At 64.5% G+C, this 24,693-nt stretch carries 23 protein-coding genes and 1 pseudogene; 14 read left to right on the plus strand and 10 right to left on the minus strand.

The features are described from left to right. The first annotated feature begins 63 nt into the window (after positions 1–63). The 5 genes and pseudogenes from NLY36_RS11165 to NLY36_RS11190 all read left to right on the plus strand — a co-directional run bounded on the left by NLY36_RS11165 (position 64) and on the right by NLY36_RS11190 (position 4,162). Positions 64–1,050: an ABC transporter permease gene (locus NLY36_RS11165; RefSeq protein WP_023698979.1), complete on the plus strand. Its 987-nt coding sequence runs from the start codon at positions 64–66 to the stop codon at positions 1,048–1,050. After that, a complete protein-coding gene (locus NLY36_RS11170; protein WP_023735154.1) occupies positions 1,047–1,877 on the plus strand; it encodes an ABC transporter permease in 831 nt (276 codons plus the stop codon). Before NLY36_RS11165 ends, NLY36_RS11170 begins: the two co-directional genes overlap by 4 nt. Then, positions 1,874–2,874: pseudogene (locus NLY36_RS31535) on the plus strand (ABC transporter ATP-binding protein). The gene NLY36_RS11170 and the pseudogene NLY36_RS31535 overlap by 4 nt, the downstream one beginning before the upstream one ends. After that, entirely contained in the window at positions 2,871–3,656 is a 786-nt protein-coding gene (locus NLY36_RS11185) for an ATP-binding cassette domain-containing protein (RefSeq protein ID WP_023735156.1), read from the plus strand. Before NLY36_RS31535 ends, NLY36_RS11185 begins: the two are co-directional and overlap by 4 nt. Continuing rightward, positions 3,653–4,162 (plus strand): L-2-amino-thiazoline-4-carboxylic acid hydrolase, encoded by a 510-nt coding sequence (locus NLY36_RS11190; RefSeq protein WP_023698823.1) that lies wholly within the window; start codon positions 3,653–3,655, stop codon positions 4,160–4,162. The genes NLY36_RS11185 and NLY36_RS11190 overlap by 4 nt, the downstream gene beginning before the upstream one ends. A gap of 10 nt (positions 4,163–4,172) precedes the next feature. On the opposite strand, the gene NLY36_RS11195 is transcribed toward NLY36_RS11190, so the two are convergent. Genes NLY36_RS11195 through NLY36_RS11215 form a run of 5 tightly spaced genes read right to left on the minus strand, consistent with a single transcriptional unit; the run spans position 4,173 to position 9,210 of the window. Then, positions 4,173–4,955, minus strand: a complete 783-nt coding sequence (locus NLY36_RS11195; RefSeq protein WP_023735157.1) for a DeoR/GlpR family DNA-binding transcription regulator — start codon at positions 4,953–4,955, stop codon at positions 4,173–4,175. Positions 4,956–4,957: 2 nt separating this feature from the next. Further along, the gene (locus NLY36_RS11200) at positions 4,958–5,761 is read right to left on the minus strand and encodes an HAD-IIB family hydrolase (RefSeq protein ID WP_023735158.1); all 804 of its coding nucleotides are present in this window, start codon (positions 5,759–5,761) and stop codon (positions 4,958–4,960) included. 7 nt (positions 5,762–5,768) lie between these two features. Then, on the minus strand, positions 5,769–7,061 hold the full coding sequence (locus NLY36_RS11205; RefSeq protein ID WP_084026154.1) for an iron-containing alcohol dehydrogenase: 1,293 nt from the start codon (positions 7,059–7,061) through the stop codon (positions 5,769–5,771). 14 nt (positions 7,062–7,075) lie between these two features. Beyond that, positions 7,076–8,533, minus strand: a complete 1,458-nt coding sequence (locus NLY36_RS11210; RefSeq protein ID WP_023698827.1) for a xylulokinase — start codon at positions 8,531–8,533, stop codon at positions 7,076–7,078. Further along, positions 8,533–9,210 carry a beta/alpha barrel domain-containing protein gene (locus NLY36_RS11215; RefSeq protein ID WP_023698828.1) on the minus strand — a complete coding sequence of 226 codons (678 nt, stop codon included), beginning with the start codon at positions 9,208–9,210 and terminating at the stop codon, positions 8,533–8,535. Before NLY36_RS11215 ends, NLY36_RS11210 begins: the two co-directional genes overlap by 1 nt. 237 nt (positions 9,211–9,447) lie before the next feature. On the opposite strand from NLY36_RS11215, the gene NLY36_RS11220 reads away from it, so the two are divergent. From NLY36_RS11220 to NLY36_RS11240, 5 genes are all read left to right on the plus strand, one after another. Continuing rightward, positions 9,448–10,761 (plus strand): ABC transporter substrate-binding protein, encoded by a 1,314-nt coding sequence (locus NLY36_RS11220; protein WP_023713455.1) that lies wholly within the window; start codon positions 9,448–9,450, stop codon positions 10,759–10,761. Between the two features lie 67 nt (positions 10,762–10,828). Next, a complete protein-coding gene (locus NLY36_RS11225) occupies positions 10,829–11,758 on the plus strand; it encodes a carbohydrate ABC transporter permease (RefSeq protein WP_156933162.1) in 930 nt (309 codons plus the stop codon). Between the two features lie 10 nt (positions 11,759–11,768). Then, positions 11,769–12,602, plus strand: a complete 834-nt coding sequence (locus tag NLY36_RS11230; RefSeq protein WP_023712275.1) for a carbohydrate ABC transporter permease — start codon at positions 11,769–11,771, stop codon at positions 12,600–12,602. A 12-nt stretch (positions 12,603–12,614) separates the two neighbouring features. Beyond that, positions 12,615–13,670, plus strand: coding sequence for an ABC transporter ATP-binding protein (locus NLY36_RS11235; protein ID WP_023698832.1), 1,056 nt, complete (start codon positions 12,615–12,617; stop codon positions 13,668–13,670). After that, on the plus strand, positions 13,667–13,831 hold the full coding sequence (locus NLY36_RS11240; RefSeq protein ID WP_023698833.1) for a hypothetical protein: 165 nt from the start codon (positions 13,667–13,669) through the stop codon (positions 13,829–13,831). The genes NLY36_RS11235 and NLY36_RS11240 overlap by 4 nt, the downstream gene beginning before the upstream one ends. Positions 13,832–13,853: 22 nt before the next feature. Here the strand turns inward: NLY36_RS11240 and ggt are convergent, their stop codons facing one another. Genes ggt through NLY36_RS11265 form a run of 5 tightly spaced genes read right to left on the minus strand, consistent with a single transcriptional unit; the run spans position 13,854 to position 20,407 of the window. Beyond that, the gene (gene ggt / locus NLY36_RS11245) at positions 13,854–15,440 is read right to left on the minus strand and encodes a gamma-glutamyltransferase (RefSeq protein WP_023698834.1); all 1,587 of its coding nucleotides are present in this window, start codon (positions 15,438–15,440) and stop codon (positions 13,854–13,856) included. A gap of 41 nt (positions 15,441–15,481) precedes the next feature. Then, entirely contained in the window at positions 15,482–16,783 is a 1,302-nt protein-coding gene (locus NLY36_RS11250) for an NAD(P)/FAD-dependent oxidoreductase (RefSeq protein ID WP_023698835.1), read from the minus strand. 2 nt (positions 16,784–16,785) lie between these two features. Beyond that, positions 16,786–18,168: a glutamine synthetase family protein gene (locus tag NLY36_RS11255; protein WP_023698836.1), complete on the minus strand. Its 1,383-nt coding sequence runs from the start codon at positions 18,166–18,168 to the stop codon at positions 16,786–16,788. Between the two features lie 6 nt (positions 18,169–18,174). Continuing rightward, a complete protein-coding gene (locus NLY36_RS11260) occupies positions 18,175–19,458 on the minus strand; it encodes a glycosyltransferase (protein WP_023698837.1) in 1,284 nt (427 codons plus the stop codon). Positions 19,459–19,468: 10 nt separating this feature from the next. Beyond that, positions 19,469–20,407, minus strand: coding sequence for a GntR family transcriptional regulator (locus tag NLY36_RS11265; protein WP_023735159.1), 939 nt, complete (start codon positions 20,405–20,407; stop codon positions 19,469–19,471). Between the two features lie 235 nt (positions 20,408–20,642). Between NLY36_RS11265 and NLY36_RS11270 the strand changes: the two genes are divergently transcribed. From NLY36_RS11270 to NLY36_RS11285, 4 genes are all read left to right on the plus strand, one after another. Beyond that, on the plus strand, positions 20,643–21,707 hold the full coding sequence (locus NLY36_RS11270; protein ID WP_023698839.1) for a polyamine ABC transporter substrate-binding protein: 1,065 nt from the start codon (positions 20,643–20,645) through the stop codon (positions 21,705–21,707). Between the two features lie 94 nt (positions 21,708–21,801). After that, a complete protein-coding gene (locus NLY36_RS11275; RefSeq protein ID WP_023712268.1) occupies positions 21,802–22,644 on the plus strand; it encodes an ABC transporter permease in 843 nt (280 codons plus the stop codon). Positions 22,645–22,830: 186 nt separating this feature from the next. Beyond that, positions 22,831–23,622, plus strand: coding sequence for an ABC transporter permease (locus tag NLY36_RS11280; protein WP_023672946.1), 792 nt, complete (start codon positions 22,831–22,833; stop codon positions 23,620–23,622). Beyond that, positions 23,619–24,692 carry an ABC transporter ATP-binding protein gene (locus tag NLY36_RS11285; RefSeq protein WP_023701452.1) on the plus strand — a complete coding sequence of 358 codons (1,074 nt, stop codon included), beginning with the start codon at positions 23,619–23,621 and terminating at the stop codon, positions 24,690–24,692. The genes NLY36_RS11280 and NLY36_RS11285 overlap by 4 nt, the downstream gene beginning before the upstream one ends. The last annotated feature ends 1 nt before the right edge of the window (position 24,693 follow it).

Here is a 24,693-nt window from a genome sequence, read left to right on the forward strand (position 1 = left end):
GAACCCCCACCCCGCTCCGCTTCGCGGATCGACCCTCCCCACAAGGGGGAGGGTAAGGCAGCCATGACCCGCGCCCTCACCCTCATCCGCCGTCGCCTCGTCGGCAGCATCTTCGTGCTGCTGATCGTCATCATCGGCACATTCCTCCTCCTGGAAGCTGCCCCCGGTGACGCGGTCGACGCCTACATCGTCTCGACCGGCGGCGACGCCGGCATGATCGAATTGCTGCGTCATCGCTGGGGCCTCGACCAGTCCGAGCTGACACGGCTCGCGAACTATCTCTGGGCGCTGCTGCATTTCGACCTCGGCCAGTCCGTTACCTTCTCGCGGCCAATTCGCGATGTTATCCTGGAACGCCTGCCGACGACACTGCTCCTGATGGTGACCGCCACCGCGCTCTCCTTCGGTTTGGGCTCGGCGCTCGGCATCTACGCCGGCGCCAGACCCGGCAGCTTTCGCGACCGCTTCCTGTCGATCGGCTCGCTGGCGCTTTATGCCGTGCCGGGTTTCTGGCTTGGCCTGGTGCTGATCGTCGTCTTTGCCGTCGACCTGCGCTGGCTGCCGATCGGCGGCATCGAGACGCTCGCCTCGGACAAGACCGGGCTTGCCCGCGCCACCGATATCGCCGTCCACCTCGTCCTGCCGGTTTCCGCGCTCGGCTTCATCTATCTCGCGCTCTATCTGCGCATGATGCGCGCCGGCATGGCCGAGGCGTGGCGGCAGGATTTTGTGCTCGCCGCCCGCGCCAGGGGGCTGTCACGCCGCCGCATCGTGCTCGCCCATGTCGCCCGCAACGCGCTCTTGCCGCTGGTCACCATGCTCGGCCTGCAATCGGCGCAGATGCTGGGCGGCAGCGTCGTCATCGAAAGCGTCTTTGCCGTGCCCGGGCTCGGCCGGCTGGCGCAGGAAGCGGTCGCTTCGCGCGACACGCCGCTGCTGCTCGGCATCATCCTCACCAGCGCCGTCCTCGTCATTGCCGTCAACCTTGCCGTCGACATCGCCTACGCCTTCCTCGACCCGCGCGTCGGCGCCGGCGAGGCCAGCGCGTGAGCGCGCTGCCGCGGTTCCTGCGCCGGCCGGAAGCGGTCGCCGGCGCGATCATCCTGGCGCTTCTGTTCGCCATGGCGCTGTTTGCGTCGCTGCTCTTCCCCGGCGACCCGCAGGCCATTGCCGGACCAGCACTGCTGCCGCCCTTCCAGGACTGGTCGCTGCCGCTCGGCACCGACCGGCTCGGCCGTGACGTGCTGGCCGAATTGTTCCACGGCGCCCGCACCTCGCTGGCGGTCGGCCTGGCGGCGGCAGCGGCGGCACTCTTCATCGGCGCGGTCGTCGGCACGCTGGCCGGCTTTGCCGGCGGCCTTGTGGACGAGGGGCTGATGCGCATCACCGATGCCTTCCAGACCGTGCCGAGTTTTCTCCTGGCGCTGGCCTTCGTCAGCGTCGTCGGGCCGTCGCTCGGCGTCGTCGTCACGGCAATAGCGCTTGGCGCCTGGACCGGACCGGCGCGTGTAGCGCGCGCCGAAGTGCTGTCGATCCGCGAGCGCGATTACGTCGCCGGCGCCCGCGTCATCGGCATGCATCCGCTTGAGATCGCTTTTCGCGAGGTGTTGCCCAACGCGTTGCCGCCGGTGCTGGCCTTGTCCTCGGTGATCGTGGCCGCCGCGATCCTCACCGAGGCAGCGCTGTCCTTCCTCGGTCTCGGCGACCCCAATCGCGTCACTTGGGGCGGCATGATCGCCGAGGGCCGCACTGTGCTGCGCACCGCGCCCTTTCTGTCGATCGTTCCGGGCATCGCCTTGGTGCTGACCGTGCTTGGCGTCTATCTCACCGGCGAAGGCGTGGTCGAAACGACGGCGGTGCGGAGGAGCCTGTCGTGACCGCACTGGCTGAGATACGCGATCTGTCAGTGCGCTATCGGCGAGATGGCAGCGAGGTGACGGCGCTGAAGGGGGTCAGCCTGGATGTTATTGCCGGCGAGCGGCTGGCGATCATTGGCGAAAGCGGTTCGGGCAAGAGCACGCTGGCGCTGGCGGTGGCTGGACTGCTGCCGGCGAGCGCCAAGATTGAAGGGCATGTCAAGTGGCAATTTCAGGCGCCGCGATCCTTCCCACCCCCCTCTGTCCTGCCGGACATCTCCCCCGCAAGGGGGGAGATCAGCAGCTTTGCCGACGGCTTCCCTTCGGCAACGTTCGTGGTTGGCGAAGGCGGAGATGAGAGAGCAATCTCCCCCTTGCGGGGGAGATGTCCGGCAGGACAGAGGGGGGTGTGACGGAACGCCGACCTCTCAAATTAGCCGAACCCAGTACGCTCCCCCTTCCCGGTCGCGACATTGGTTTCGTCTTCCAGGACCCCTCCGCCAGCCTCGACCCCGTCATGACCGTCGGCAAACAGATCGCCGAAGTCGCCCGCACCCACCTCGGCCTCGACTGGCCACAAGCTTACGCCAAAGCCAAAACCCTGCTCCAACGTGTCCGGCTGCCCGACCCACAAACCGCCATGCGTGCTTTCCCGCACCAGCTCTCCGGCGGCCAGAAGCAGCGCGTTGCTGTTGCCGCGGCCATTGCAGCCGGTCCGAAACTGCTGATCGCCGATGAGGCGACCAGCGCGCTGGACACCATTGTGCAAGCCGAAATCGTCAGCCTCATTCGGCAACTGGTGGCGGAGGACGGCATGACGCTGCTGTTCATCAGCCACGACATCGCGCTGGCCGCCGAACTCGCAGAGCGTATCGCTGTATTCCGGAACGCCGAACTGATCGAACTCGGCCCGACGGAGCAAATCATAAACGCCCCGCGCCATGCCTATACGCGAACGCTGCTCGACGCCCATCTCGGCCTCGACGCCGATCCGCTGCTACGACGGGCGCCGGCATGAACTTGCTCACCGTCTCCGGTCTTACCAAGCGATACCGTCGTGGCGGCAAGGCCATCGCGGCCGTCGACGGTGTCTCCTTCGCCATCGAACCCGGCGAGACGCTGGCGCTGGCCGGGCCCTCCGGCAGCGGCAAGTCGACGATCGCGCGGCTGGTGCTTAGGTTGATCGAGCCCGACGCCGGCACCGTCCAATTCGAAGGCGATGACTTTCTGCTCTTGAAGGGTGCGGCCCTGCGCACCAAGCGCGCGCGCCTGCAAATGGTGTTCCAGGATCCGCTCGCCGCGTTCAACCCGCGCGCCACGGTGGCTCGCGTGCTTGACGATCCCTTGCGCATCCATGCCATCGCTTCCCGCGCCGAGAGGCCGGCCCGCATTGCTGCCTTGCTGGATCGCGTCGGGCTGGCAGCCGATCTCGCCCCGCGCGCCATTCACGAAATCTCCGGCGGCCAGCGCCAGCGCGTCGCCATCGCCCGAGCCATCGCGACCAAACCGTCGCTGATCGTGCTCGACGAGGCGGTGTCGGCGCTCGACGTTTCGGTCCGCGGACAGATCCTTGAGTTGCTGCTCGACCTGCAGGTCAGGGAACGGATCGCCTATCTCTTTATTTCCCATGACCTCGGCGTGGTGCGGGCCATCGCCCACCGCGTCGTTCTTCTCGACGCCGGGCGGATCGCCGAGAGCGGCGACGCCCGCAACGTAATCGACGCGCCGCAATCGGCAATCGGCAAGGCGCTGGTTGCGGCGGCGCCAAGATTGAACAAAAGCAGCAGGCAGGTACCATGACCGAACCAGAAGCCAGAGCCGAAAAACTGTCGCTCGAACTCGATTCCGCCTTCCGTAACCGCGCCGATCTCTACCGTCTGTTTCTCGACGAGCTGACCGGCGAACTCGGCGCGGAAAAGGCCGAGGCGATCATGATCCGCACCATCGAGCAGCGCGGCAAGGAGGTGGCGGCGGCCGCCTTCGCCCGTTTCGGACCTAACGACGCGCCGGCCATCGGCGAGGCATTTTTGGCCGTCAGCCCGGATCGCGGCCTGATGTATCCGACCGATGTCGAGCGCGGGCCGGACCACATCGCCTTCAAGGTGAAGCGTTGTCCGCTGAAGGACGCCTGGGTCGAGGCCGGTGTCGGTGATGAAAAACTCGCCACGCTCTGCCGCATCGCCGGCGCTTTCGACCGTGGTCTGTTCGAGGCAACGGGCGTGCGCTTCGACAATGTCACCTGGACGCCGGGCCACGGCCCCGGCTGCTGCCACATCGCGCTGACCAACCGGGATGCCGCCGGATAGCCAATGCTGATCAGTCGGCGGCAAACACATGCAGCTCCGTGCCCGCCTGTTCGGCAGCAGTGCGCAGGTCGGCCTTCGGTTCGCTGTCGGTGACGATATCGGCAATGTCACCGAGCCCGCAGATGCGTTCCAGACTGCTGCGGCCAAACTTGTCGTGGGTCACCACCAGCACCGCCGACAGTGAACGCGATATCATTGCGCGTTTAACGGCCGCGGCGCCCGAGATCATGTCGCTCGGACCATCGGCGCTTATCCCCGATGCGCCGATAATGGCGACGTCGGCATTGTAGCGGCGCAGGAACTCGACGGTGTCTTCGCCCAACACGCTGCCTTCCCGGCTATCATAGGTCCCGGGGCAGAGCAGCACCCGAAAGGTCGGATTGGCGCCCGCCACCGAGGCCACGCCGGTGGAATTGGTGATGATAGTCAGGTCGCGCTTCAGCTGCGAAAGGTTGCGCGCCACCTCATAGGTGGTCGAACCGCCATCGATCATCACGATCTGGCCCTTCTCGACAAGGCTTGCCGCGCCGCGGCCGATGCGGGCGCGCTCCTCGATCAGGGTCAGGCCACGCTCCGAAATCACCGGTTCTGATGTCACCAGCGAGATCGTCGCACCGCCATAGGTGCGGTTGATCAGCCCGGCATCGCCGAGTTCGATGAGATCGCGGCGGATGGTCTCGCCGGCGACGCCGATGCGCCGTGCGAGCTTGGAGATGCGTATCGACGCCGACCGGCGCACTTCCGAAAGGATAAGCGCGTGCCGCTCCTTCTTCGTCAGTCGGCCTTGGTCCATGACTATTCCATTCCCTTTGCAGCAATCAGCGCGTCGCCAAACTCGGCAAATCCCTTCGCGCCGCGCCCGCTTGTGACGAAGGCGGGAGACGCCGGAAGCTCGCCGGCGAAGTCCAGCACATTAGCGACGCCGACGCTGTTGGGGAAGAAGCCGAACATTGGCGCATCGTTTGGACTATCGCCGACGAAGACAATGCTGTCCTTGTCGTGGTCGATATCTATACCGAAACAGTCCCGCAAGAATAGCCGGCTTGTCGACAGTTTGTCGTATTTGCCGAACCAGCCATTGACGTGGATGGACGAGATTTTCGCCGTCGCGCCGTAGCGCTGGAAGATGCCGACGATCTTCAGAACCTCGGTTTTGGGCAGCGGCGCCACGTCCTCGCAAAAATCGATCGCCAGATCGGCCTCGCGATAGGCCTGGTCGGCCGCGACCGCCGCACCCGGAACTTCGCGCAGAACGGTTTGCTCGATCTCCTTGAGGCGCGCGGCATCGGCCTGCCGTTCGGCAGCGCTCTTGGCGTAGTGGCGAACAATCCGCTTTTTGGCGTCGTCGTAGCGGAAATAGAAGGCGCCGTTCTCGCCGATCACGCCGTCCACCGGCCATTGCCGGGCGATCAGGTCGCACCAGCCGGCAGGGCGGCCGGTAACCGGCGCGACAATGAATCCGGCCTGCTTCAGCCGCTCGAGCGCCGCATAGGCTTTTGCCGGCAGCCGTCCCTTGTCGGTCAAGGTGTCGTCGATATCGGTCAGAACGACGGCGATGTTGCGCCGGTCTAGCGCGGTGAAGTCGGCAAGCGGACGCAGCACCCGCTCAGGCTCCCGCCGCAACCGTTTCGAGCGAGGCAGCAGCGACGTCGAGCATGGTGAACCTGTCGCGGATCAGCCGCGCATTGGCGACCGCCTCGTCGTAGAAGCCAGCCGGTATGGCGACCTCTTGCGGCGTGGTTGGGGCGCCGGCGGCACGCAGTGCTGCCGCGATCTCGCGAGCCGGGCGTGCCACCCGCAGCAGCCTTTCGCGATGCGAGCGCCACTGCCTGGCCAGCATGGTATTGACAGCGTCCGCCTGTTCGCGGTCCAGCAGCTTGGGCTTGAATGCCGCCCAGCAGGAACGTCCGAGCGTTTCGCCGAAGATTTCGATGAAGCGGTCTGGCGTATCGGCGGACGGCGCGAGCTGCAGCTCCCGCAGCGCCAGCACGCGTTCCTGCAGCCGCGCCATCGTCAACGTCGTCACCGCTATGTGCTCGCCGTGATGCGCCTCGGGCAATCCCTGGCCCCGCATGTCGATATAGTGGGCGATGAGATGTTCGCCCTGACTGGCCGGATAGGAGCCGCCGCACAAAGTCATGCCAAGGCCTGACATGACCAGCGTGCGCACCAGCACTTCCATCGCCTCAAGGTCGCCGGTCCCGAGTTCGCCGGCTTTGGCGATAAGCGCCTCCTCGTCCTCGGCCAGAAGCATGAACGGCGCCTCCCGGTAGGGCGTGCCGAGCAACAGATGCGCCATCAGCCAATCGGTCTGCGCGGTCGACCGCGCCATCGAATCGCCGAAGCCGGCAGCGATCAGCCGGTGCGGCGCCCGCGCCATGACATCGAGATCGAGGAAGACACCGACCGGCAGGCTCGCCGTCAGCGATTTCTTCAGGCCGTCCTCTGTGATTGCCGCAGACACCGAGGTGTAGCCGTTCATCGACGGCGCGGTGCCGAACACCGCATAGGGCTTTTGGGTCAGATGGGCGGCATATTTGGTGATGTCATTGATCGAGCCCGATCCGACCGCGACTAGGCCGCTGGCGTCTTTCGTGCGGGCGATCACCGATCGCACGGCGTCCATGTCGGGATGCGGATGGCGCGGCAGGATGATCTTGTCGACATCGCTGGAGCCGCGCAGCGCAATCGACACTCTCTCGCCGAGCGCCAGCCTTGTGTCGGGATCCATGACAACGGCGAGCCTGCGGCCGAGCGGCAGTGGCTCGACCAGCGCATCGGCTTCGTCGCCGAGACCGCGCCCTATGACGATGGTCTTCAGCGGCACCGACAGCATTCCCTGGCTGTCCGGGTCAGGCAGCGTGCCGGCAATAAGGCGATCGAGCATTTGTCTGGACATAGGATGCAGTCCGGTCAGTCAGCATGAAGCGGGGTCAGGGCATCGAACAAGGTGCGATACCGGCGGTAACTTCTGTCGTAGGCGGCCTTGGCGGAAGGATCAGGGTCGATCGTCTCGACGTGGCCGGCCAGCCTTTCAGCCGCCTGCTGCACTGAGGAGGTAAGGCCGACGGCCGCGGCGGCAAGGATTGCCGCACCGATCGGCGAGGCATCGGCCGCACCCGCGATCTCGACCGGCCTGCCGCTGACATCGGCCCGGATTTGCCCCCACACCCGGCTGCGCGCGCCACCGCCTGAGAGCCGGATGCGATCCGTCGCGATATCGAGATCGTCCAGCCGGTCGACCACGTCGCGCATGGCAAAGGCACAGCCCTCCAGCACGGCACGAGCACAAGCGGCTTTGCCGTGGAAGGATGTCAGGCCGTAGAAAGCGGCACGCGCTTCGGCGATCCAGCGCGGCGCCATGGCACCGGACAACGCGGGCAAGAACAGCAAATCGTCGCTGCCGGCAACCACCGTCGCCGCCAGTTCCGACATCGCCGCCGGCGAATCGACGCCGAAGGTTGTTAGAAACCACGTCACCGCGCCGCCCGAGAGCCATCCGGGATTGGAGATGAAATAGCCGTTGCCGAGAAAGCCATGGGTCTCGACCAGGCCGCCGGGGTCGAGGCGAAGCGTGCCGGACACCGCGCCGACCACTTCGGCCGTGCCGAGATTGCAGGCGACGACACCGGGCACGACAACCCCGGCGCCTATGGCGGCCGAAAAATCATCGCCGGTGCCGACCGCCAGCGGCGTGCCCACAGGCAGACCGGTGAGCTCGGCGCCGGCGTGGGTCAAGGCGCCGGCGATCTCAGATGCATCGTCGATGCCGGGCAATTTATCTGCATCGATGTCGAAGGCCGCCAGCAGATCGCCGGCATAGTTGTGCTCCTTCAGCCCATAGAGCATGGTCGTCGAGGCCAGCGCGTGATCGATGACGGCACGACCGCACAGCGCCGCGACCACGAACGATACCGGTTGATGCCAGAGCGCCACCCGGCGCGCTTCGGGCAGGTTGCGCGCGGCCCAGCGGATTTTCGCCGCCATATGAGTGGCGTCCAGAACGAGACCGGTGCGCTCACGGATGAAGTCCGGATCGATGCCGGCGATCTCTCCTGCCGCCCGCCGGTCCATCCAGATGATGCAGGGAGCCAGCGCCTCACCGCTGTCGTCGACCGCGACGCAGCCGTCGAGCTGGCCGGCAATGGCAATGCCCTTGATATCGGACGGTGCAAGCCCAGCCTTGTCGAGCGCGCCGGCAATGGCCGGCTTGAGCGCGGCGAGCCACAGCGCCGGATTCTGTTCGGCCCAGCCGGGCGCCGGGAAGGCCGGCTGGTACAACACAGCGGCCTCGCCACGCAGCCGCAATTCGTCGTCGACAACGATCGCCTTGAGGCTTTGTGTGCCGAGATCGATGCCGATGACTGGCATTAGACACGCTCGCAATCCGCGAGAACATCCCGCAGTTGCGAGAGGATAGAACCTTTCGTCGGCGAATAGGAACCGTCGAACACCGCTGTGCCAATGGTAAAAGCGTTGGCGCCGGCCAGCTTGATCGCCTTGATCCGATCGGCTGATGCCACGGCGCCGGCGACGATCAGATGCCGCGACGGACCAAGCCCGCGCCGGGCTGCGCGTACCAGTTCGGCCGGGTCGGCCTCGGTGGCGCGATAGGCGAGGATGTCGCATCCTGCACAACCCTTCTCGGCGAAGGCCCGGCAGTCGGCCTCGACGTCCTCGGCCGAGCCGCCGAGCTTGGTTGGATGGCCGACCGGCCGGCCCGGAAAAGGGTAGTATTCCGTGCCGCTCCCCTCCAGCAGCGCCATGATCTCGTCGACCTGGGTTCCACCGAGCAGGCGCTGGATGCCGAGATCCCTGGCGACGCGTGCAGAATTGAGGCAGGCCTCCGCCGTCGTCGAGACAACTTCCATGTAAGTAGTGGCGCCTGTCCGCCCAATGGCGACAGCGAGCTTGCGCAGCACATCCGGCGCGACGCCAATATCCTTGAAGCCGACATGCTTCAGGCCGACCGGCTCAATCAAATCGACCAGGTCGAGACAGTCCTCGACCGTGCGATCGTGGCGCGTCAGCATGAAGATGAAGTCCATTCGAAAGGTCCCTCGCCTGGTCGGGAAAGCCGGTTTGCTGCCGGTCTGTTAACACCTCCCAACCATTTGTTGCAAGGTGCCACATTTTGATTTGCAGTACCACACATTTTATGACAGAACGGGCGCCGGCCCGCCAGGCACGACTTCTAGGGAGAGGGAAGAATGCTCAAGCCGCTGAGACGTACCGCGTCCAGACTGCTCGTCGCAGCCGTATTTGTGTGGCCCCTGACGTGGCAAGTGACACAAGCGGCCGCGTGGGATCTGAAAGAGGCGTCGAAACCCTATAGAGGCCAGACCATCCGCATGGTCGGCGAGGCGCTGCCGCCGCTCGAAGCGCTGAAGAAGATGGCGCCGGAGTTTGAAAAACAGACCGGCATCCATGTCGAAGTCGAGATGTACGAGCACTCGGAAGCCGTCAACAAGGTGCAGCTCGATCTCAACTCGCACCGCGGCCGCTACGACGTCATCATCCAGCCGCATCGCGAACTCGGCAAGTTCGCCACCAACAACCATCTGGTCGAAATCGCCAAGATGATGGCCGACCCGGCTTTGCGCGATCCGAGCTTCGAGCCGGAGAAGCAGCTCTACCAGACCGCCTGGCACGAAATCTCCTGGTATGACGGCAAGGAGTACGGCTTCCCCTTCACAGTGCTCAACATGTTCATGTGGTATCGCTCGGACCTGCTCGCCGATCCCAAGGAGCAGGCAGGCTTCAAGGCCAAGTATGGCTACGACCTCGCTCCCGCCAAGGACTGGAAGCAATACCGCGATATCGCCGAATGGTTCTATCGCCCCGACCAGGGTTTTTACGGCACCGCCCTGCAGGGCAAGCGCCATGAGGCACTGTGGTATGAGTGGCTCAATTTCCTTTATTCCTTCGGCGGCGACGTGCTCGACGTGAAGAGCGGCTCGGCCTGCGGCCCGGTCATCGTCAACAGCCCCAAGGCCGTCGCCTCGCTCGAATATTACAAGAGCCTGTTGCAATTCTCCCCGCCGGACAGCCTCAACTATTTCTGGGACGATGTCATGGCGCTGATGCAGCAAGCCAAGGTCGCCGAGCTGATCATGTGGAACGACGCCACCTATGCCGTGTCGGTCGACACAACCGCCTCCACCGTCGTCGGCAAGGTCGGCTTCGATCTCGTGCCGCAAGGCGAAGGCGGCAAGATCGGCCAGGTCGAAGGCTGGACCTATCTCATCCCTATCTATTCGAAGAACCCACAGGCCGCCTTCCTCTTCGTCCAGTGGATGATGGGCTATGACCGCCAGCTCGAGCAGCATCTCAATGGCGGCGCTTCAGGCCGTCCCGATGTCTATGCTTCGGCGGAGGTGCAGAAGCTGCCCTATGCCAAGGCTTCCATGGAGGCCAACGAGCATGCGGTGCCGAAGGCGACGCTGCCGCAATCGGCCGAGATGACCGACATACTGGTGCGGGAACTGTCGTCCTACCTCGCCGGCGAGAAGGAGGCTCAGGCCGCCCTCGACACCGCCGCCACCGACATCTCGACATTGCTCGGTTCTTGCGCACCAATGACCTATCCGGCACGATAGGCCTTGAGATGTCGCGCAGAGGCTACCCGCACAAGCGGGTAGCCGTTCTTGTCCGCAGGAAACGCCCGTGACGAACCGCACTCCATCGCTGCGCGGAATGCCGCTTCTCGACCGTGGGGTGGGACCGCTCTTGATGCTGCCCGCGACGCTGCTCGTCGTCGTCTTCCTGGTCGGCCCGTTCTACTACATGGTCTACACCGCGCTGACCGACCTCAGCTTCGCCGACGCCAGCCATGCGGGCGCCTTCGTCGGTTTCGACAATTTCCGCAAGCTGATGCGCAACGACCCATTCTTCTGGGCATCGTTCCTGCTGACGCTGAAATTCGTCATCATCGCCGTCGGCCTCGAATTCCTGCTCGGCTTGGCGCTGGCCTTCCTGATCTTCCGCTTCGTCGCCAGCCAGCGGCTTCTCACCACACTGCTGCTCATCCCGATGATGATCGCGCCGGTCGCCGTCGGGCTGATCTGGCGGCTGCTGTTGCAGGGCGATTTCGGCATGCTCACCTTCTACATGCGCAAGGTTGGCCTGCTGGCGCAGAATTCGGCGGTGCTTTCGGCACCCGACCTGGTGTTTCCGACCATCGTCGCCATCGATGTCTGGCAGTGGACGCCTTTCGTCACCCTGATCATGCTCGCCGGGATGATGAGCCTGCCGCGCGCGCCGTTCGAGGCGGCGATGATGGATGGCGCAAAACCGTTTCAGATCTTTTGCGATGTCATGCTGCCGCTGCTGCGGCCCGTCATCGCGCTGGTGCTATTGCTGCGCGGCATCGATGCCTTCAAGGAGTTCGACAAGGTTTTCCTGATGACCGGCGGCGGTCCGGGAACGCTGACCGAACTGGTGTCGATCTACGCCTACCGCGTCAACTTCCGCAACTGGGACCTCGGCTACGGCGCCGCGGTCGCCTTCATGATCTATCTCGTCGTGCTGATCCTGTGCTCCGTCTTTTACAAGGCCGTCTACTGGTCGAGCCGCAAGCAGGCGGCGGCGTTTTGAGGGCGCGGCGATGATCGATCAATCCACCAACCGCGCCTGGAAAAGCTTTGCCTGGGCGGTGTTGCTCGTCGCCGTCGTGGTGGCGCTGACGCCTTATGTCTGGATGGTGCTGGCGTCGTTCAAGAACCGCGTCGATCTTCTGTCTTCTGTGCCGAAATGGATTTTTTCGCCGACGCTTGCCAACTATCCCGCCGTCTTCATCGACAAGGAATACTGGCCGCTGGCAATCAACTCGGTGCTGATCTCGGTGTCGTCGACCATACTCTGCATCGTCATCGGCGCGCCAGCGGCCTATGGCTTTGCCCGCTCGGATTTTCCCGGCAGGGAAGACCTGTTCTTCTTCTTCCTGACGACGCGCATGGCACCGCCGATCTCGATCGCCGTGCCGCTGTTCCTGTTCTTCACCTCGCTCGGCCTGATCGACACCATCTACGCCGTGGTGATCGCCCACACCTCCTTCAACCTGTCGCTCGTCGTCTGGATGATGCGCGGCTTCTTCGCCGAAATCCCCAGGGAGATCGACGAAGCCGCGATGATGGACGGCCGCTCGCGGCTCGGCGCATTCTTTTTCGTCGTCGCGCCGCTGGCCGCGCCCGGCATCGGCGCGACGGCCGTGCTCTGCTTCATCCTGTCGTGGAACGAGTTCCTCTATGCCTTCATCCTCGTCGCTTTCGACGGGCGGCCGCTGACCGTCGGCATACCCGGACTGGTGACGCCGCATGGCACGCTATGGGGCCAAGTCGCGGCGGTCGCCATCGTGGCGACGCTGCCGATCGTGCTTTTCACTTTCCTTGTCCAGAAACAGCTCGTGCGCGGCCTCACCTTCGGCGCGGTCAAGGGTTGAAGGGATCCTTGCATGGCAATTGTTTTCGACGGCGTCACCAAGGCCTTCCCGGACGGGACGGTGGCGCTGCAGGCGCTCGACCTTGCTTTCGAGCCCGGCGAATTCCTGGTTCTGCTCGGGCCCTCTGGTTCCGGCAAGACGACAGCCTGCCGGCTGCTTGCCGGCCTTGAACGTCCCACGGCCGGGCGCATCATGGTCGAGGGCCTCGATGTCACCGACCTGCCGCCGCGCCTGCGCGGCATGGGCATGGTGTTCCAGAACTATGCGCTCTACAGCCATAAGAGCGTCTACGAGAACATCGCCTATCCCTTGCGCATCCGAAAGATGCCGGCTGCCGAGCTCGACCGCTGCGTCCGCGCCATGGCCGAGCTGCTCGAAATCACCCGTTACCTCGACCGCCGCCCTTCGCAATTGTCGGGCGGCCAGGCGCAGCGCGTCGCTGTGGCCCGCGCCCTGGTCTGGCAACCTAGCCTCTGTCTGATGGATGAGCCGCTGTCCAATCTCGACGCCTTGTTGCGGCTCCACATGCGCACCGAGCTGAAGCGTCTGCATCGCGAGCTGAAAAAGACCTTCGTCTTCGTCACACACGACCAGGAAGAGGCGATGACGCTGGCGACCAGGGTCGCGGTGTTGCGCGAAGGCGCACTGATCCAGTACGACGACCCGCGCGAGATTTATCGGCGGCCTGCCAATCGCTTCATCGCTGAATTCATCGGCCGTCCAGCGATGAACACGTTCGATGGCGATGTCCGCGCCGGCGTCTTCCACGCCAGAGGTTTCACTTGCCCGCTTCCGGGAAAGCCTGATGGTCCCATCGTGCTCGGCATTCGCCCCGAGCAGATCCAGCTTGTCGACGCGACTGCCGGCGATGCCATCCTGTTTGCCGTCGACGTCGTCGAACCGGTCGAGCCGGACGTGCTGATCTTCGCCACGAGCGAGGCCAACGCGCTGATCGTCAGGACCGTGAATGTCGATCGCGCTTTCGATCCCGGCCAGCCGCTTTATCTACACTTTCCGCCGGCGGCGCTGCACACCTTCGATGCGGTGTCGGGAGCGCGACTGCCGTGAGCACGCTGCTCGCTTTGGTGCCGCTGGCCGCCGCAGCCTTGGTCGGGTGGCTGTTCTACAGCTTCAACCGGTCGCGGCGCTGGTTCTCGATGGGCGAACTCATCTTCTGGGACGCCATTGCACTGGTAATCCTGCAGCTTGTCTGGCTGATCTGGTTCTGAATGCGCATTCCAGCAACGCAGATCAGTAGCCCAGCGCACAACCGTCCTTGCGCGGATCGGAGGCACCGGTGAGCGTGCCCTTTTCCCAATCGATCAGCACCAACTGGCCGCCGCCATGCGGCTCCTCGGCGATCGAAACCTGATGGCCGCGCTGACGCAGGCCGGCGATCGCCTCAGCCGGAATCCCGCGCTCGGCCAGCACGGCATTGTCCTTGTAGAACACCCGTGGCGCATCCAGTGCCTGCTGCGGGTCCATCCCGAAATCGATCATGTTGGTCAGCAGATGGACATGGCCGAACGGCTGGTAGCCGCCGCCCATCACCCCGAACGGCATCACCACCTTACCCCCTCGCGTCGCCATGCCAGGCATGATGGTGTGCATCGGTCGCTTTCGCGGCGCGATACGATTTGGATGGCCTTCCGTGAGGCGAAAACTGCTGCCGCGATTCTGCAGCACGACGCCTGTCTTGGGACCGACGACGCCGCTGCCGAAGGAACCGAAGGTCGAGTTGATGAAGCTGACCGAATTGCGGTCGCGGTCGACCACGGAGATATAGACGGTGTCGCTGCGCGACAGCTCAAGCCGCGGCAGATGCGTCATGGCGAGGGCCGGATCGATGGCGGCGCGCAGCCGCTCCGCATACGCTGCCGACAACAGTTTCTCGACGGGGACATCAACGAAATCCTGGTCGCCGATGAAAGTGTCGCGGTCCTGATAGGCAAGCCGGCCGGCTTCGATCTCGAGATGCAGCCGCTCGGCGCTGTTCGGCTCCAGCGAGTTAAGCGCAAAGCCGGAAAGCACATTGAGCATGATCAGCGCCGTCATGCCCTGATTGTTCGGCGGCATCTGGTGGATGTCGTGGCCGCGATAGGATGTCTTCACTGACTTGACGTAGTCGCCTTGGGTCTCGGCGAAATCCTCCAATGCATGCAGCCCGCCCAGCGCGCGAAGACGCGCTACCAGGTCCTCGGCGACCGCGCCTTCATAGAAGCCGGCGCGACCTTGGCTCGAGACGACGCGCAAGGTTTCCGCCAGTTGCGGTTGGCGGTGCAGATCGCCCGCCTGCGGCGCCCTGCCCTCCGGCAGGAAGATGCGCGCGGCATGTTCATCGGCTGAGAGCAGGGCGACCTCGTCGGCCCAGTCGAAGGCGACGCGATCATAAACGACATAGCCTTGTTCGGCATAGCGAATGGCTGGCGCCAGCGCGGCGTCGATGCCCTTTTTTCCGTGGTCCTCGAGTAGCCGGCACCATGCATCGATGGCGCCTGGTATGGTGACGGCATGCGGTCCGGCCGCAGGCAGTTCGCTATGCCCCCGCTCCAGATACCATTCGGCGGTTGCCGCAGCGGGCGAACGCCCCGAGCCGTTGAAAGCGAGAACATCGCCCTCGCCTTTGGGACTGTAGAGCACAAAACAGTCGCCGCCGATGCCGGTCGATTGCGGCTCGACGACGCCTTGCACCGCCGCAGCGCAGACAGCGGCATCCATGGCATTGCCGCCGGAGCGCAGCATGTCGATGGCGGCCAGCGTCGCCAGCGGATGCGATGTCGCCCCCATCGCTTCTGTCGCGCGAACCGGCGAGCGGCCGGGGAACTGAAAATCACGCATGCAATCGCCTCCAATGATTTCGCGCCCGCCGGCCGCAGCCTTCAATGCTTGATGCGGTCGCGCATCGCGTACCACAACATCCCCAGCACATAGAGCGGACCGCGTAGCGCGGTTCCACCCGGGAACGGCATCGGCATCAGCGTCGAGAACAGATCGAGCCGTGAGGCATCACCGGTGATCGCTTCGGCGAGCAGTTTGCCCGACAGCGTCGACAGGATGACGCCCTTGCCGGAATAGCCATGCGCGAAATAGACCTCGCCATAGTGCCCGACATGCGGCAGCCGCGATGTCGTCACCGACACCAGCCCGCCCCAGGCATGGTCGATACGGCAGCCCTTCAATTGCGGGAAAGTGGCTTCCATATGCGGCCGCACGAAGCCGGCGATGTCGGCCGGCGGCGACGGCGTGTAACGCTCGCCGCCACCGAACAGCAGGCGTCCGTCCGCCGACATGCGGTAGTAGTTGACGACGAAGCGTGTGTCGGACACCGCCACATTGGCCGGGATGACATTGCGTTTACCCTCCAACGGCTCGGTGGCGACGATGTAGTTGCCGACCGGCATGATACGGCTGTTGACGCGTGGCTCCAGCCCATTGAGCAGCGCATCGCCCGCCAATACGACATGCTTGGCCCGTACCGAACCCTTCGATGTCGAGACCCGGATCGATGGTTCCAGCTCCAGCTTCACCGCCACCGAATTCTCATGAATGGTGACGCCGGCGGCCACGGCTGCTCGGGCAAGCCCGAGCGTGTAGTTCAGCGGATGCATATGGCCGCCAAGCGGCTCATACATGGCGCCATGATAGGGCGTGTCCACCTTGCCGCGTGCCTGCGCCGCCGACAGGATCTCGACGTCGTGGAACTTCATCACGCTCTCGAGGCATTTGGCCTCGTCTTCGAGATCCCTGAGGTCGGAGCCATTAACGGCACCGACGAGATGGCCGGTCAGCCGCAGATCGCAGTCGATGGTGTGGCGCTCGATGATGTCGAGCACCAGGCCCCGCGCCTCGAAGGCGAGGTCGAACAGCGCCTTCGCCCGCTCGGGGCCGTAGAGCTTGACCAGCCCCTTGGCGCCTTTGCGCAGGCCGGGGATCATCTGGCCGCCATTGCGGCCCGACGCGCCCCAGCCGATCTTGCCGCCTTCGAGCAGCACCACCTTCAGGCCGCGCTCGGCGGCATGAAGGGCGGCCGACAGGCCGGTGCAGCCGCCGCCGACCACCACCAGATCGGCGCCGACATCTCCCACCAGCGCCGGATGGTCCGGCGCCGGATTGGCGGTGGCGACATAGTAGGATTTGCCGATATCGAGGCCCGAATTGAAACCCGTTGAGCCGGAGGCCATGATCACACCTTCAGCAGCAAATGGTCGCGTTCCCAACTCGTCACCACGCTTTGGAACAGGTCGAGTTCGACGCTCTTGACGCGCAGATAGGTCTGGAAAAAATCCTCGCCGAGCAATGCCCGCACCGGCTCGCAAGCAATGAAACGATCAAGCGCCTCCTCCATCGTTTTCGGCAGCGTGCTTTTGATCTTGTAGGCATTGCCCGAGGCCTCAGCCGAGCGCGCCAGCTTCTGCTCGACGCCGAGATAGCCGGCAAGCAGCGAACCGGCGATCGCCAGATAGGGATTGCAATCCGCTCCCGGCAAGCGGTTCTCTACCCGCCGGGCGGCGCGGCCACCTGCCGGCACGCGCAGGCCGCAAGAGCGGTTGTCATGCGACCATTCGATGTTGGCCGGTGCGCTGTGGTTCGGCCGGATGCGGCGGAACGAGTTCACGTTGGGTGCGAACAGCGGCATGATCTCGGGCACATATCTCTGCAGGCCGCCGATGAAATGGCCGAACATTTCGGTGTCTGCATCATCTCTGTCGGCAAACAGCGCGGCGCCTGTCGTTTCATCGACGACAGACATGTGCAGATGCATCGAGCTTCCCGCCTGCGCCGCGATCGGCTTGGCCATGAAGGTCGCGTGCATGCCGCTCTGTTGCGCCGCTTGGCGAGTCAGCCGCTTGAACAGCAGCACCTGGTCGGCGAGCGGCACCGCGTCGCCGTGCAAGAGATTGATCTCCAGCTGCGCGGTGCCGGACTCATGGATCAGCGTGTCGAGCGGCAGGCCGGCGGCTGCGGCATAATCATAGACGCGCCTTATCACCGGCTCGAATTCTTCCAGCGCCACCATGTCATAGGGATGCTGCGAGCCCTCGGCGCGGCCATTGGCGCCAACCGGTGCCGTCAGCGGCTGGTCGGGATTCGGATTGGGCGCGGTCAGATAGAATTCGATTTCCGGCGCCACCACCGCGCGCCAACCGCGCTTCCGGTAGAGATCGAGCACGGCGCGCAGCACATGTCGTGGCGAGGCCATCCAGGGCTTGCCTTGCATGTGGAAGGCGTCGGCGAAGACATAGGCTTTGCCGACGCCACCGCCCGGCGCCAGGCACAGCGTCGACATATCAGGCACCATGCGCATATCCGGGTCTTGATAGGCAAAGCCTTCGTCGATGGAACCGGAGTAGCGGCCATCGATGCTGACCAGGAAAGCGCTGCTCGGCAGGTAGAGTGCGCGGTCTTCCAGCGCCTTGAGGAATTTCACCGTCGGCAGCGCCTTGCCGCGCAGCACGCCATTCATGTCGGGCACCAGGCACTCGACCTCCGTGATGCCGTGCTGGGCGAGCCAGGCCTTGGGATCGTTGCCGGTGAAGAGAGCGGTGTTGGTATTTTTGTCCTGCATTTTGGTTCACGTACCTATGAGAGAGAGTATGGCTTGCGCGGCCACATCCGTTCCAGGGGTCAGCGCCATCTTGGCAGCATTGTCCCTGAGGCGGGCGCGCATCGCATCGTCGGCCAGCAGGCCGAGAATGGCTCTCTCCAATCCCCCTTCCGTCCAGGCGTCGCGGCCGATATGGTCGCCGACACCTGTCTCTCCCGCGCGTTGCGCATTGTCGTGACCGTCCCAGCAATAGGGCATGATCAGCGACGGCACGCCGAAGCGCAGCGCCTCGCAAAAGCTGTTGTTGCCGCCATGGTGGATGAACAGGTCCGACTTCGCCACCACCGAAGGCTGCGGAAACCAGGCGTCGAGATAGACATTGTCCGGCACCGCGCGATAGGCGTCGCGCAGGCCGCCGGCATTGACGATGAAGCGCGCCGGCAGCCTGTCGAAGACGGCGAGCATGCGCTCGATCAGCCCGACATCCATCGCGCCGAGGCTGCCGAAGCTGACATAGACCAGCGGGCCGCCATTGCGCGGAAACACCGGCACCTCGAATGGCCCTTCCGAACGCACGCAGCCTTCGAGATAGACAAAGCGTTTGGGGTCGAGCGGCTCGGCCCGCTCACGCCGTACGATCGCTGGCGTCAGCAGCAGATTGAGGTCGGGTGATGTCTCGAGGAACAGGCCCTTGGGCAACGGCGCCAGGCCGGCATCCGCACGAAAACGGTTGAAGCGCTCATGCGCGGGTGCGGAGGCCGCGAGATAGCGCGCTTCGAACGCCGCACGTTGCGGGTCGTCGGCACCCATCCCCGAGAGATAGGGCGGCACCTCGGCATCCGGCAGTTCCGTCTCGGCACAGGAGACGACGCGCACCCACGGGCAGCCGGCGGCGGCGATCGCCGGGAACATGATGACGTTGTCGAGCACCACCGCGTCCGGCTTCAGCCGCGCCAGCAATTGGCGCAGCGGCGCCTCGGCGTTGACGGCGGTGTCGACGATCGCTTGCCAGGTCGGCGCGACATAGGTCTCGAGCTGGTCGATCGGGCTCAGCCGGAAATGCGGCAGGTGCCGGCGCACGAAGGCCTGCCAATAGCTCTGGCGGTCGCTGTCGCTCAGCGGCTCATCCGTCGGCAGATGGTATTCCTGGAAGCCATAGTCGGTAAAGACGCCGGAGAAGCCGGCATGGCAGATGAAGACGGGGCGAGCGCCCCGTGCGCGCAATGCCTGTGCGATACCGACGCAATTCAACGCGGCGCCGAAACTGGCTTCGGGAAACAGCGCGATGGTCGGGCTGGCTTTACGCGTCAATTATTCCTCTTCAATCCGGCCGGCTGATCATGCTGAACAGTGCGGGAGCTCCGCGGCTGGCTGCTTGCGGTCGCTGGCTGCGGGAGAGCCGCAGGTGGATGCGAAGCAGATCGGCAGCCACCCCATACTGCCGGCTTTCAAGATAGTCGAGTATGCCCGAGTGTTCGCGCAACGATTGCCGCAGCCGAAACACGTTGACGCCGGAATAGATGCCCGGCAGCCGGCGCAGGCGGAGATGATCGGCCAATGCATCCGACACAAAACGGTTGGCGCAGCCCTCGGCGATCATGCCATGAAAATCCATGTCCAGCCGCTGGAACTCGCGCGTGTCGAATGTCTCGTCCGGCAGCGCTGCAAGCGCTTCCATGCCTTGCCGCAACATTGCTGCCCGCGCCCCGTCCAGCCGAAAGCCTGGCGTCAGGATGGCCGCCGGCTCCAGCACCAGGCGGAACTCGTAGCTTTCGCCTTGCGCCTCCGGATCGTCCGGCGCGCGGCGAAACAACCAGGATTGCCCAGGCGCACGATCCAGAAGATTCTCGTCGGTCAGTTTGTTAAGTGCTTTTAGTACCGTCTTGCGATCAGCGTCGTAGCGTCGCATCAGCCCCGCGATGGTCACCGTCTGGTCCAACCGTCGCGCCGAGCGGTCGCGCAGGATGGCTTCGGCGAGCTCGTCTTCCTCCGCACTGGGTAGTTCGGCGGCAATGGCGGGCTGGGCGGCGAGGTCGACCGTCAGATGATAACCGCTGTCGGCCTCCCAGCGCACCACGCCCCGTTCCGCGAGCAGGCCGAGTGCGGCGCGTACGGGCGTGCGCGAGACATTGCACAGCGAGGCGATCTGCTGTTCGGGCAGGCGGGCGCCAGGCTCGAAGCCACGCTGCCGCGCCACATCCAGGATGCGCTGCGCCAGATCGAGATGGTTGGTGCGAGGTCGTCTGGCTACGGCTTGCATGACTTTTCTCGAATGCGAATGTGGCGCATTGGTCTGGCTGATCGCCGGAACAGGGACAATCGGCCAAATTCCTCCGTCGGTTGACAGATTATGGATTGACGTACTTTTTTCTGCAATAGTACTGTCGGCACAATCGGCGAGAAAAGACCGAGGGAACAGGATCGAGGCAGGCGCGCGCGTCGCCGGCCTTGGTCCGGCAAATGATTTCGACGATCAAACCGAATGGGAGACTGCCATGACCGCTACCAGCCTGCGGCGCCGTGCGCTCAATACATCCTCAATCGCTCTCGGTCTCGCCCTGACGCTCTCGGGGCCGGCCGCCGCAGCCGACCTCGTTATTTCGAACTGGGATGGGTACATGGCACCCGACGCCATGGCCGCTTTCAAGACCGCCACCGGCGTTGCCGGCGAAGTGGTGGTGCACGCCACCAATGAAGAGATCATGGGCAAGCTGATTGCCGCCGGCGGCAAGGGCTATGACGTGGTCTTCGTCTCCTCGCCCTTCGCCGAAGTATTAAACAAGCTTGGCCTGACCGAGCCGATCGACCATGCCAAGATCCCCAACCTCGCCAACCTCTATCCCGAAGCGACCAAGCTGCCGCACGATGCCGGCAACGCTTTCTCCGTGCCTTACACCTGGGGCACGACGGGCCTCTGCTACCGCTCTGACCTTGTCAAGACGGCGCCCACGAGCTGGAGCGACCTGCTCGCCCCTTCCGACGAGATGAAGGGCAAGACCACCATGCTGGCGACTGATCGCTGGCTGCTGGCCGCCGGGCAGCTCGACAAGGGCTATTCGGTCAACGAGACCGACCCGGCCAAGATGGCCGAGGTCAAGGACCTCCTGATCTCCGCCAAGAAGACCCTGCTCGCCTATGACGACACCACCTTCTATTCCAAGCTGGTTTCCGGCGAGGCGCTGATGGTGCAGGCCTGGGACGGCTGGTGCAATTACGGCATCGCCGACAAGCCGGAGATCAAATACGTCATCCCTAAAGAAGGTTCGGACCTGTGGGTCGACACGATGGTGGTGATGAAGGCGTCCGAGCACAAGGACGACGCCTTCAAGTTCATCAACTTCATGCTCGACGCCAAGAACCACGCCTGGGCGGCGCAGAACATCGACTACAAGGTGCCGAACAAGCCGGCGATGGAAAGCCTGCCGGCCGACTTCCTGGCCAAATTCCCCAACATGGCGATGCCGGTGGCCGATCTCGTCAAGTTCGAGCAGTTGCGTGACGTCGGCGAAGCCCAGCGCGACTATTCCAAGATCGTCAGCGAGATCAAGGCCGCGCAGTAAGCGGCGCAGACTTCACGGCCGGCAGCACTTCTGCCGCCGGCCCTGAGCGGTACCCGAGAAATTGTCCCAGACCCGACTTCGTTCCTCTCTGCTGATGGCCCCGGCGCTGGTCTGGCTGACCGCGCTGATGGTTATCCCATGCGCCCTGGTGCTGGCGCTCGCCTTCTTCCGGCGCGGCGTCTATGGCGGCATCGACTACACTTTGACGCTGGAAAATTTCGGGTTGGTCTTCGACCCGCTCTATGCCGGCATCTTACTCAAATCGGCGCGTATCGCCGGCACCGCGACCCTGATCGCGGTGGTGATCGGCTATGCCGCCGCCTATGCGATCGCGGCCGCCCCGCGCCGGTGGCAGCCGGTGTTCCTGTTTTTCGCCGTGCTGCCGTTCTGGTCCAACTACCTGATCCGCACCTATGCCTGGATCGTGCTGCTGAACCGCGAAGGCCTGATCACCCAGCTCTTGCGCTGGTTCGGCTACACCGGCGAACCGCCCTCGATGCTCTATACCGAAGGCTCGGTCATCGCAGGCCTCGTCTACAACTATCTGCCCTTCGTCATCCTCGCCTGCTACGCGCCGCTGTCACGCCTCAACCCGGAACTGGCCGAGGCCTCACGCGATCTCGGCGCCTCCGCTGCCACCACCTTCCGACGTGTCATCCTGCCGCTGACCGTGCCCGGCATCGCTGCGGGTGCTGTCTTCGTCTTTGTGCTGTCGATCGGCAATTTTGTCACCCCGGCGCTGCTCGGTGGCGGCCGCTTCCAGATGATCGGCAACCTCGTCTACGACCAGTTCCTGACTGCTAATGACTGGCCGTTCGGCGCAGCGCTCGCCATGGCGCTGATCGCCATCATGCTTCTGGTGCTGATGGCGCAGGCGCTCGCCGCCGACCGCGCCGCGGGGCGTGCGGCTGAGGCAAGGGGTGACGCCTATGGCTGAGCGCCGCGCAATTCTTGCCTTCTCCCCGTTCACCGGGAGAAGGTGCCCCGAAGGGGCGGATGAGGGGCGGCGTCAACCTTTGCGACGCTCAACGCTGCCCCCCGTCTGCCTGCCGGTAGCTTCTACCCGCGAACAGGGAGAAGGACTCTGGTCGTTCGCTTGCCCTCCAATTGTCGGAGGCCGGCGATGACCCATTCCTTCACCCGTACGCTCGGCATGCGTACGATCCTCACCCTCGTCTTCGCCTTCCTCTACATCCCGATCGCCGTGCTGGTGGCGCTGTCCTTCAACGAAGGCGGATTGCCGACGGCATGGTCGGGCTTTTCGCTGAAATGGTATGCCTCGCTGGCCGGCAATTCCGCCATCCTTTCCGCTGCGCTCAACACGCTGATCGTGGCGTTGGTCTCCACGGCCATCGCCACGCTGCTCGGCACGCTGCTGGCCATCGGCATCGAGATGCGCCGGCAATACGGCAGGGGTCTCGAGGCGCTGATCTTCGCACCGATGATCATCCCCGACATCGTCCTGGCGATCGCTCTGCTGTCGTTCTTCTCCATGCTAAACCTGACCATGGGCCTGCACACCATCATCCTCGCCCATGTCGTCTTCAACCTCGCCTTCGTCTGCTCGGTGGTGCGCGCAAGGCTAAAGAGTTTCGACTGGTCGATCGTCGAGGCCTCCGCCGACCTCGGCGCCTCGGCTCTGACCACCTTCCGGCGTGTGACATTGCCGGTCATCGCGCCGGCAGTGATTGCCGGCGCTCTGCTTGCCTTCACGCTCTCGGTCGACGAGTTCATCATCGCCTTCTTCACCGCCGGTGCCGGCCGCGCCTCGACGACGCTGCCGATGCAGATCTACGCCATGATCCGCTTCGGCATCACGCCGGAGATCAACGCGCTGGCGACCATCGTCATGGCGGTATCCATCACCGCGCTGACCCTGTCGCAGCGGCTCAACCGTGGGATCATCGGCCAATGAGCGAACCGCGCACGCTGCTGGCCATTGATAACGTTTCGAAGAAGTTCGGCCGGGTCACCGCCGTCGACGGCATCTCGCTCGACATCCGCGAAAACGAGTTCTTCGCGCTGCTTGGACCCTCCGGCTGCGGCAAGACCACGCTGCTGCGCATGCTGGCCGGCTTCGAGACGCCAACCGACGGCCGCATACTGCTCGATGGCAAGGACATCGCCCGGACCCCGCCCAACAAGCGGCCGGTCAATCTGATGTTCCAGTCCTACGCGCTGTTCCCGCATATGAGCGTGCGCGCCAATGTCTCCTACGGGTTGGAGATGGAGCGCTTGCCGAAAGCTGAAATCCGTTCCCGCGTCGAGGCCATTCTGGCCACCACCGAGCTTGTCCCCTTCGCCGACCGTAAGCCTGAGCAATTGTCGGGTGGCCAGAAGCAGCGCGTCGCGCTCGCCCGCGCGCTGGTCAAACGGCCTCGGTTGCTGCTGCTCGACGAACCGCTGGGCGCGCTGGACAAGAAACTGCGCGGCGCCATGCAGATGGAGCTGAAGCGCCTGCAGCACGAAGTCGGCATCACCTTCGTCATCGTCACCCACGACCAGGAAGAGTCACTCGTCATGGCCGACCGCATGGCGGTGCTCAAGGACGGCCAGCTGCTGCAATGCGACACGCCGCACGCGATCTACGAGCATCCCACCGACCGTTTCGTCGCCGACTTCATCGGCGTGATGAATTTCGTACCGGGCAAGGTGTCTGCGGATGGCGTGATCGCCGCGAACGGCGCGCGCATCACCGGCAAGGTTCCCGCCAAGCTCACACCCGGCGCTTCCGCTGTCGCTTCGGTGCGACCCGAGCGCATCCGGCTGTTCCCGTCACCCGAGACCGCCAACCACACCGCCGGCACGGTCGAGGCGCTGGCCTATCACGGGCTGGACCTGCAGCTGCATATCCGCACGCCTCTGTCGCCAAAACCGTTCCTGGTGCGCGTCACCGCCGATGCCGCCGACCGCCGGCCGGTCTCGTCGGGCGACCAGGTCGAACTCGGCTGGGACGCCGCCGATGTCAGAATTTTTCAGGAATAGG

Origin of the sequence: Mesorhizobium sp. C399B (assembly GCF_030323185.1) — a bacterium.
Taxonomy (GTDB): Bacteria; Pseudomonadota; Alphaproteobacteria; order Rhizobiales; family Rhizobiaceae; genus Mesorhizobium.

What these genes read in the sequence shown, in the direction of transcription:
- NLY36_RS11165 (WP_023698979.1), top strand. Translation starts at nt 64, where the DNA reads ATGACCCGCGCCCTCACCCTCATCCGCCGTCGCCTCGTCGGCAGCATC.
- NLY36_RS11185 (WP_023735156.1), top strand. Translation starts at nt 2,871, where the DNA reads ATGAACTTGCTCACCGTCTCCGGTCTTACCAAGCGATACCGTCGTGGC.
- NLY36_RS11190 (WP_023698823.1), top strand. Translation starts at nt 3,653, where the DNA reads ATGACCGAACCAGAAGCCAGAGCCGAAAAACTGTCGCTCGAACTCGAT.
- NLY36_RS11195 (WP_023735157.1), bottom strand. Translation starts at nt 4,955, where the DNA reads ATGGACCAAGGCCGACTGACGAAGAAGGAGCGGCACGCGCTTATCCTT.
- NLY36_RS11205 (WP_084026154.1), bottom strand. Translation starts at nt 7,061, where the DNA reads ATGTCCAGACAAATGCTCGATCGCCTTATTGCCGGCACGCTGCCTGAC.
- NLY36_RS11210 (WP_023698827.1), bottom strand. Translation starts at nt 8,533, where the DNA reads ATGCCAGTCATCGGCATCGATCTCGGCACACAAAGCCTCAAGGCGATC.
- NLY36_RS11215 (WP_023698828.1), bottom strand. Translation starts at nt 9,210, where the DNA reads ATGGACTTCATCTTCATGCTGACGCGCCACGATCGCACGGTCGAGGAC.
- NLY36_RS11230 (WP_023712275.1), top strand. Translation starts at nt 11,769, where the DNA reads ATGATCGATCAATCCACCAACCGCGCCTGGAAAAGCTTTGCCTGGGCG.
- NLY36_RS11235 (WP_023698832.1), top strand. Translation starts at nt 12,615, where the DNA reads ATGGCAATTGTTTTCGACGGCGTCACCAAGGCCTTCCCGGACGGGACG.
- ggt (WP_023698834.1), bottom strand. Translation starts at nt 15,440, where the DNA reads ATGCGTGATTTTCAGTTCCCCGGCCGCTCGCCGGTTCGCGCGACAGAA.
- NLY36_RS11250 (WP_023698835.1), bottom strand. Translation starts at nt 16,783, where the DNA reads ATGGCCTCCGGCTCAACGGGTTTCAATTCGGGCCTCGATATCGGCAAA.
- NLY36_RS11255 (WP_023698836.1), bottom strand. Translation starts at nt 18,168, where the DNA reads ATGCAGGACAAAAATACCAACACCGCTCTCTTCACCGGCAACGATCCC.
- NLY36_RS11265 (WP_023735159.1), bottom strand. Translation starts at nt 20,407, where the DNA reads ATGCAAGCCGTAGCCAGACGACCTCGCACCAACCATCTCGATCTGGCG.
- NLY36_RS11270 (WP_023698839.1), top strand. Translation starts at nt 20,643, where the DNA reads ATGACCGCTACCAGCCTGCGGCGCCGTGCGCTCAATACATCCTCAATC.
- NLY36_RS11275 (WP_023712268.1), top strand. Translation starts at nt 21,802, where the DNA reads ATGGCCCCGGCGCTGGTCTGGCTGACCGCGCTGATGGTTATCCCATGC.
- NLY36_RS11280 (WP_023672946.1), top strand. Translation starts at nt 22,831, where the DNA reads ATGACCCATTCCTTCACCCGTACGCTCGGCATGCGTACGATCCTCACC.
- NLY36_RS11285 (WP_023701452.1), top strand. Translation starts at nt 23,619, where the DNA reads ATGAGCGAACCGCGCACGCTGCTGGCCATTGATAACGTTTCGAAGAAG.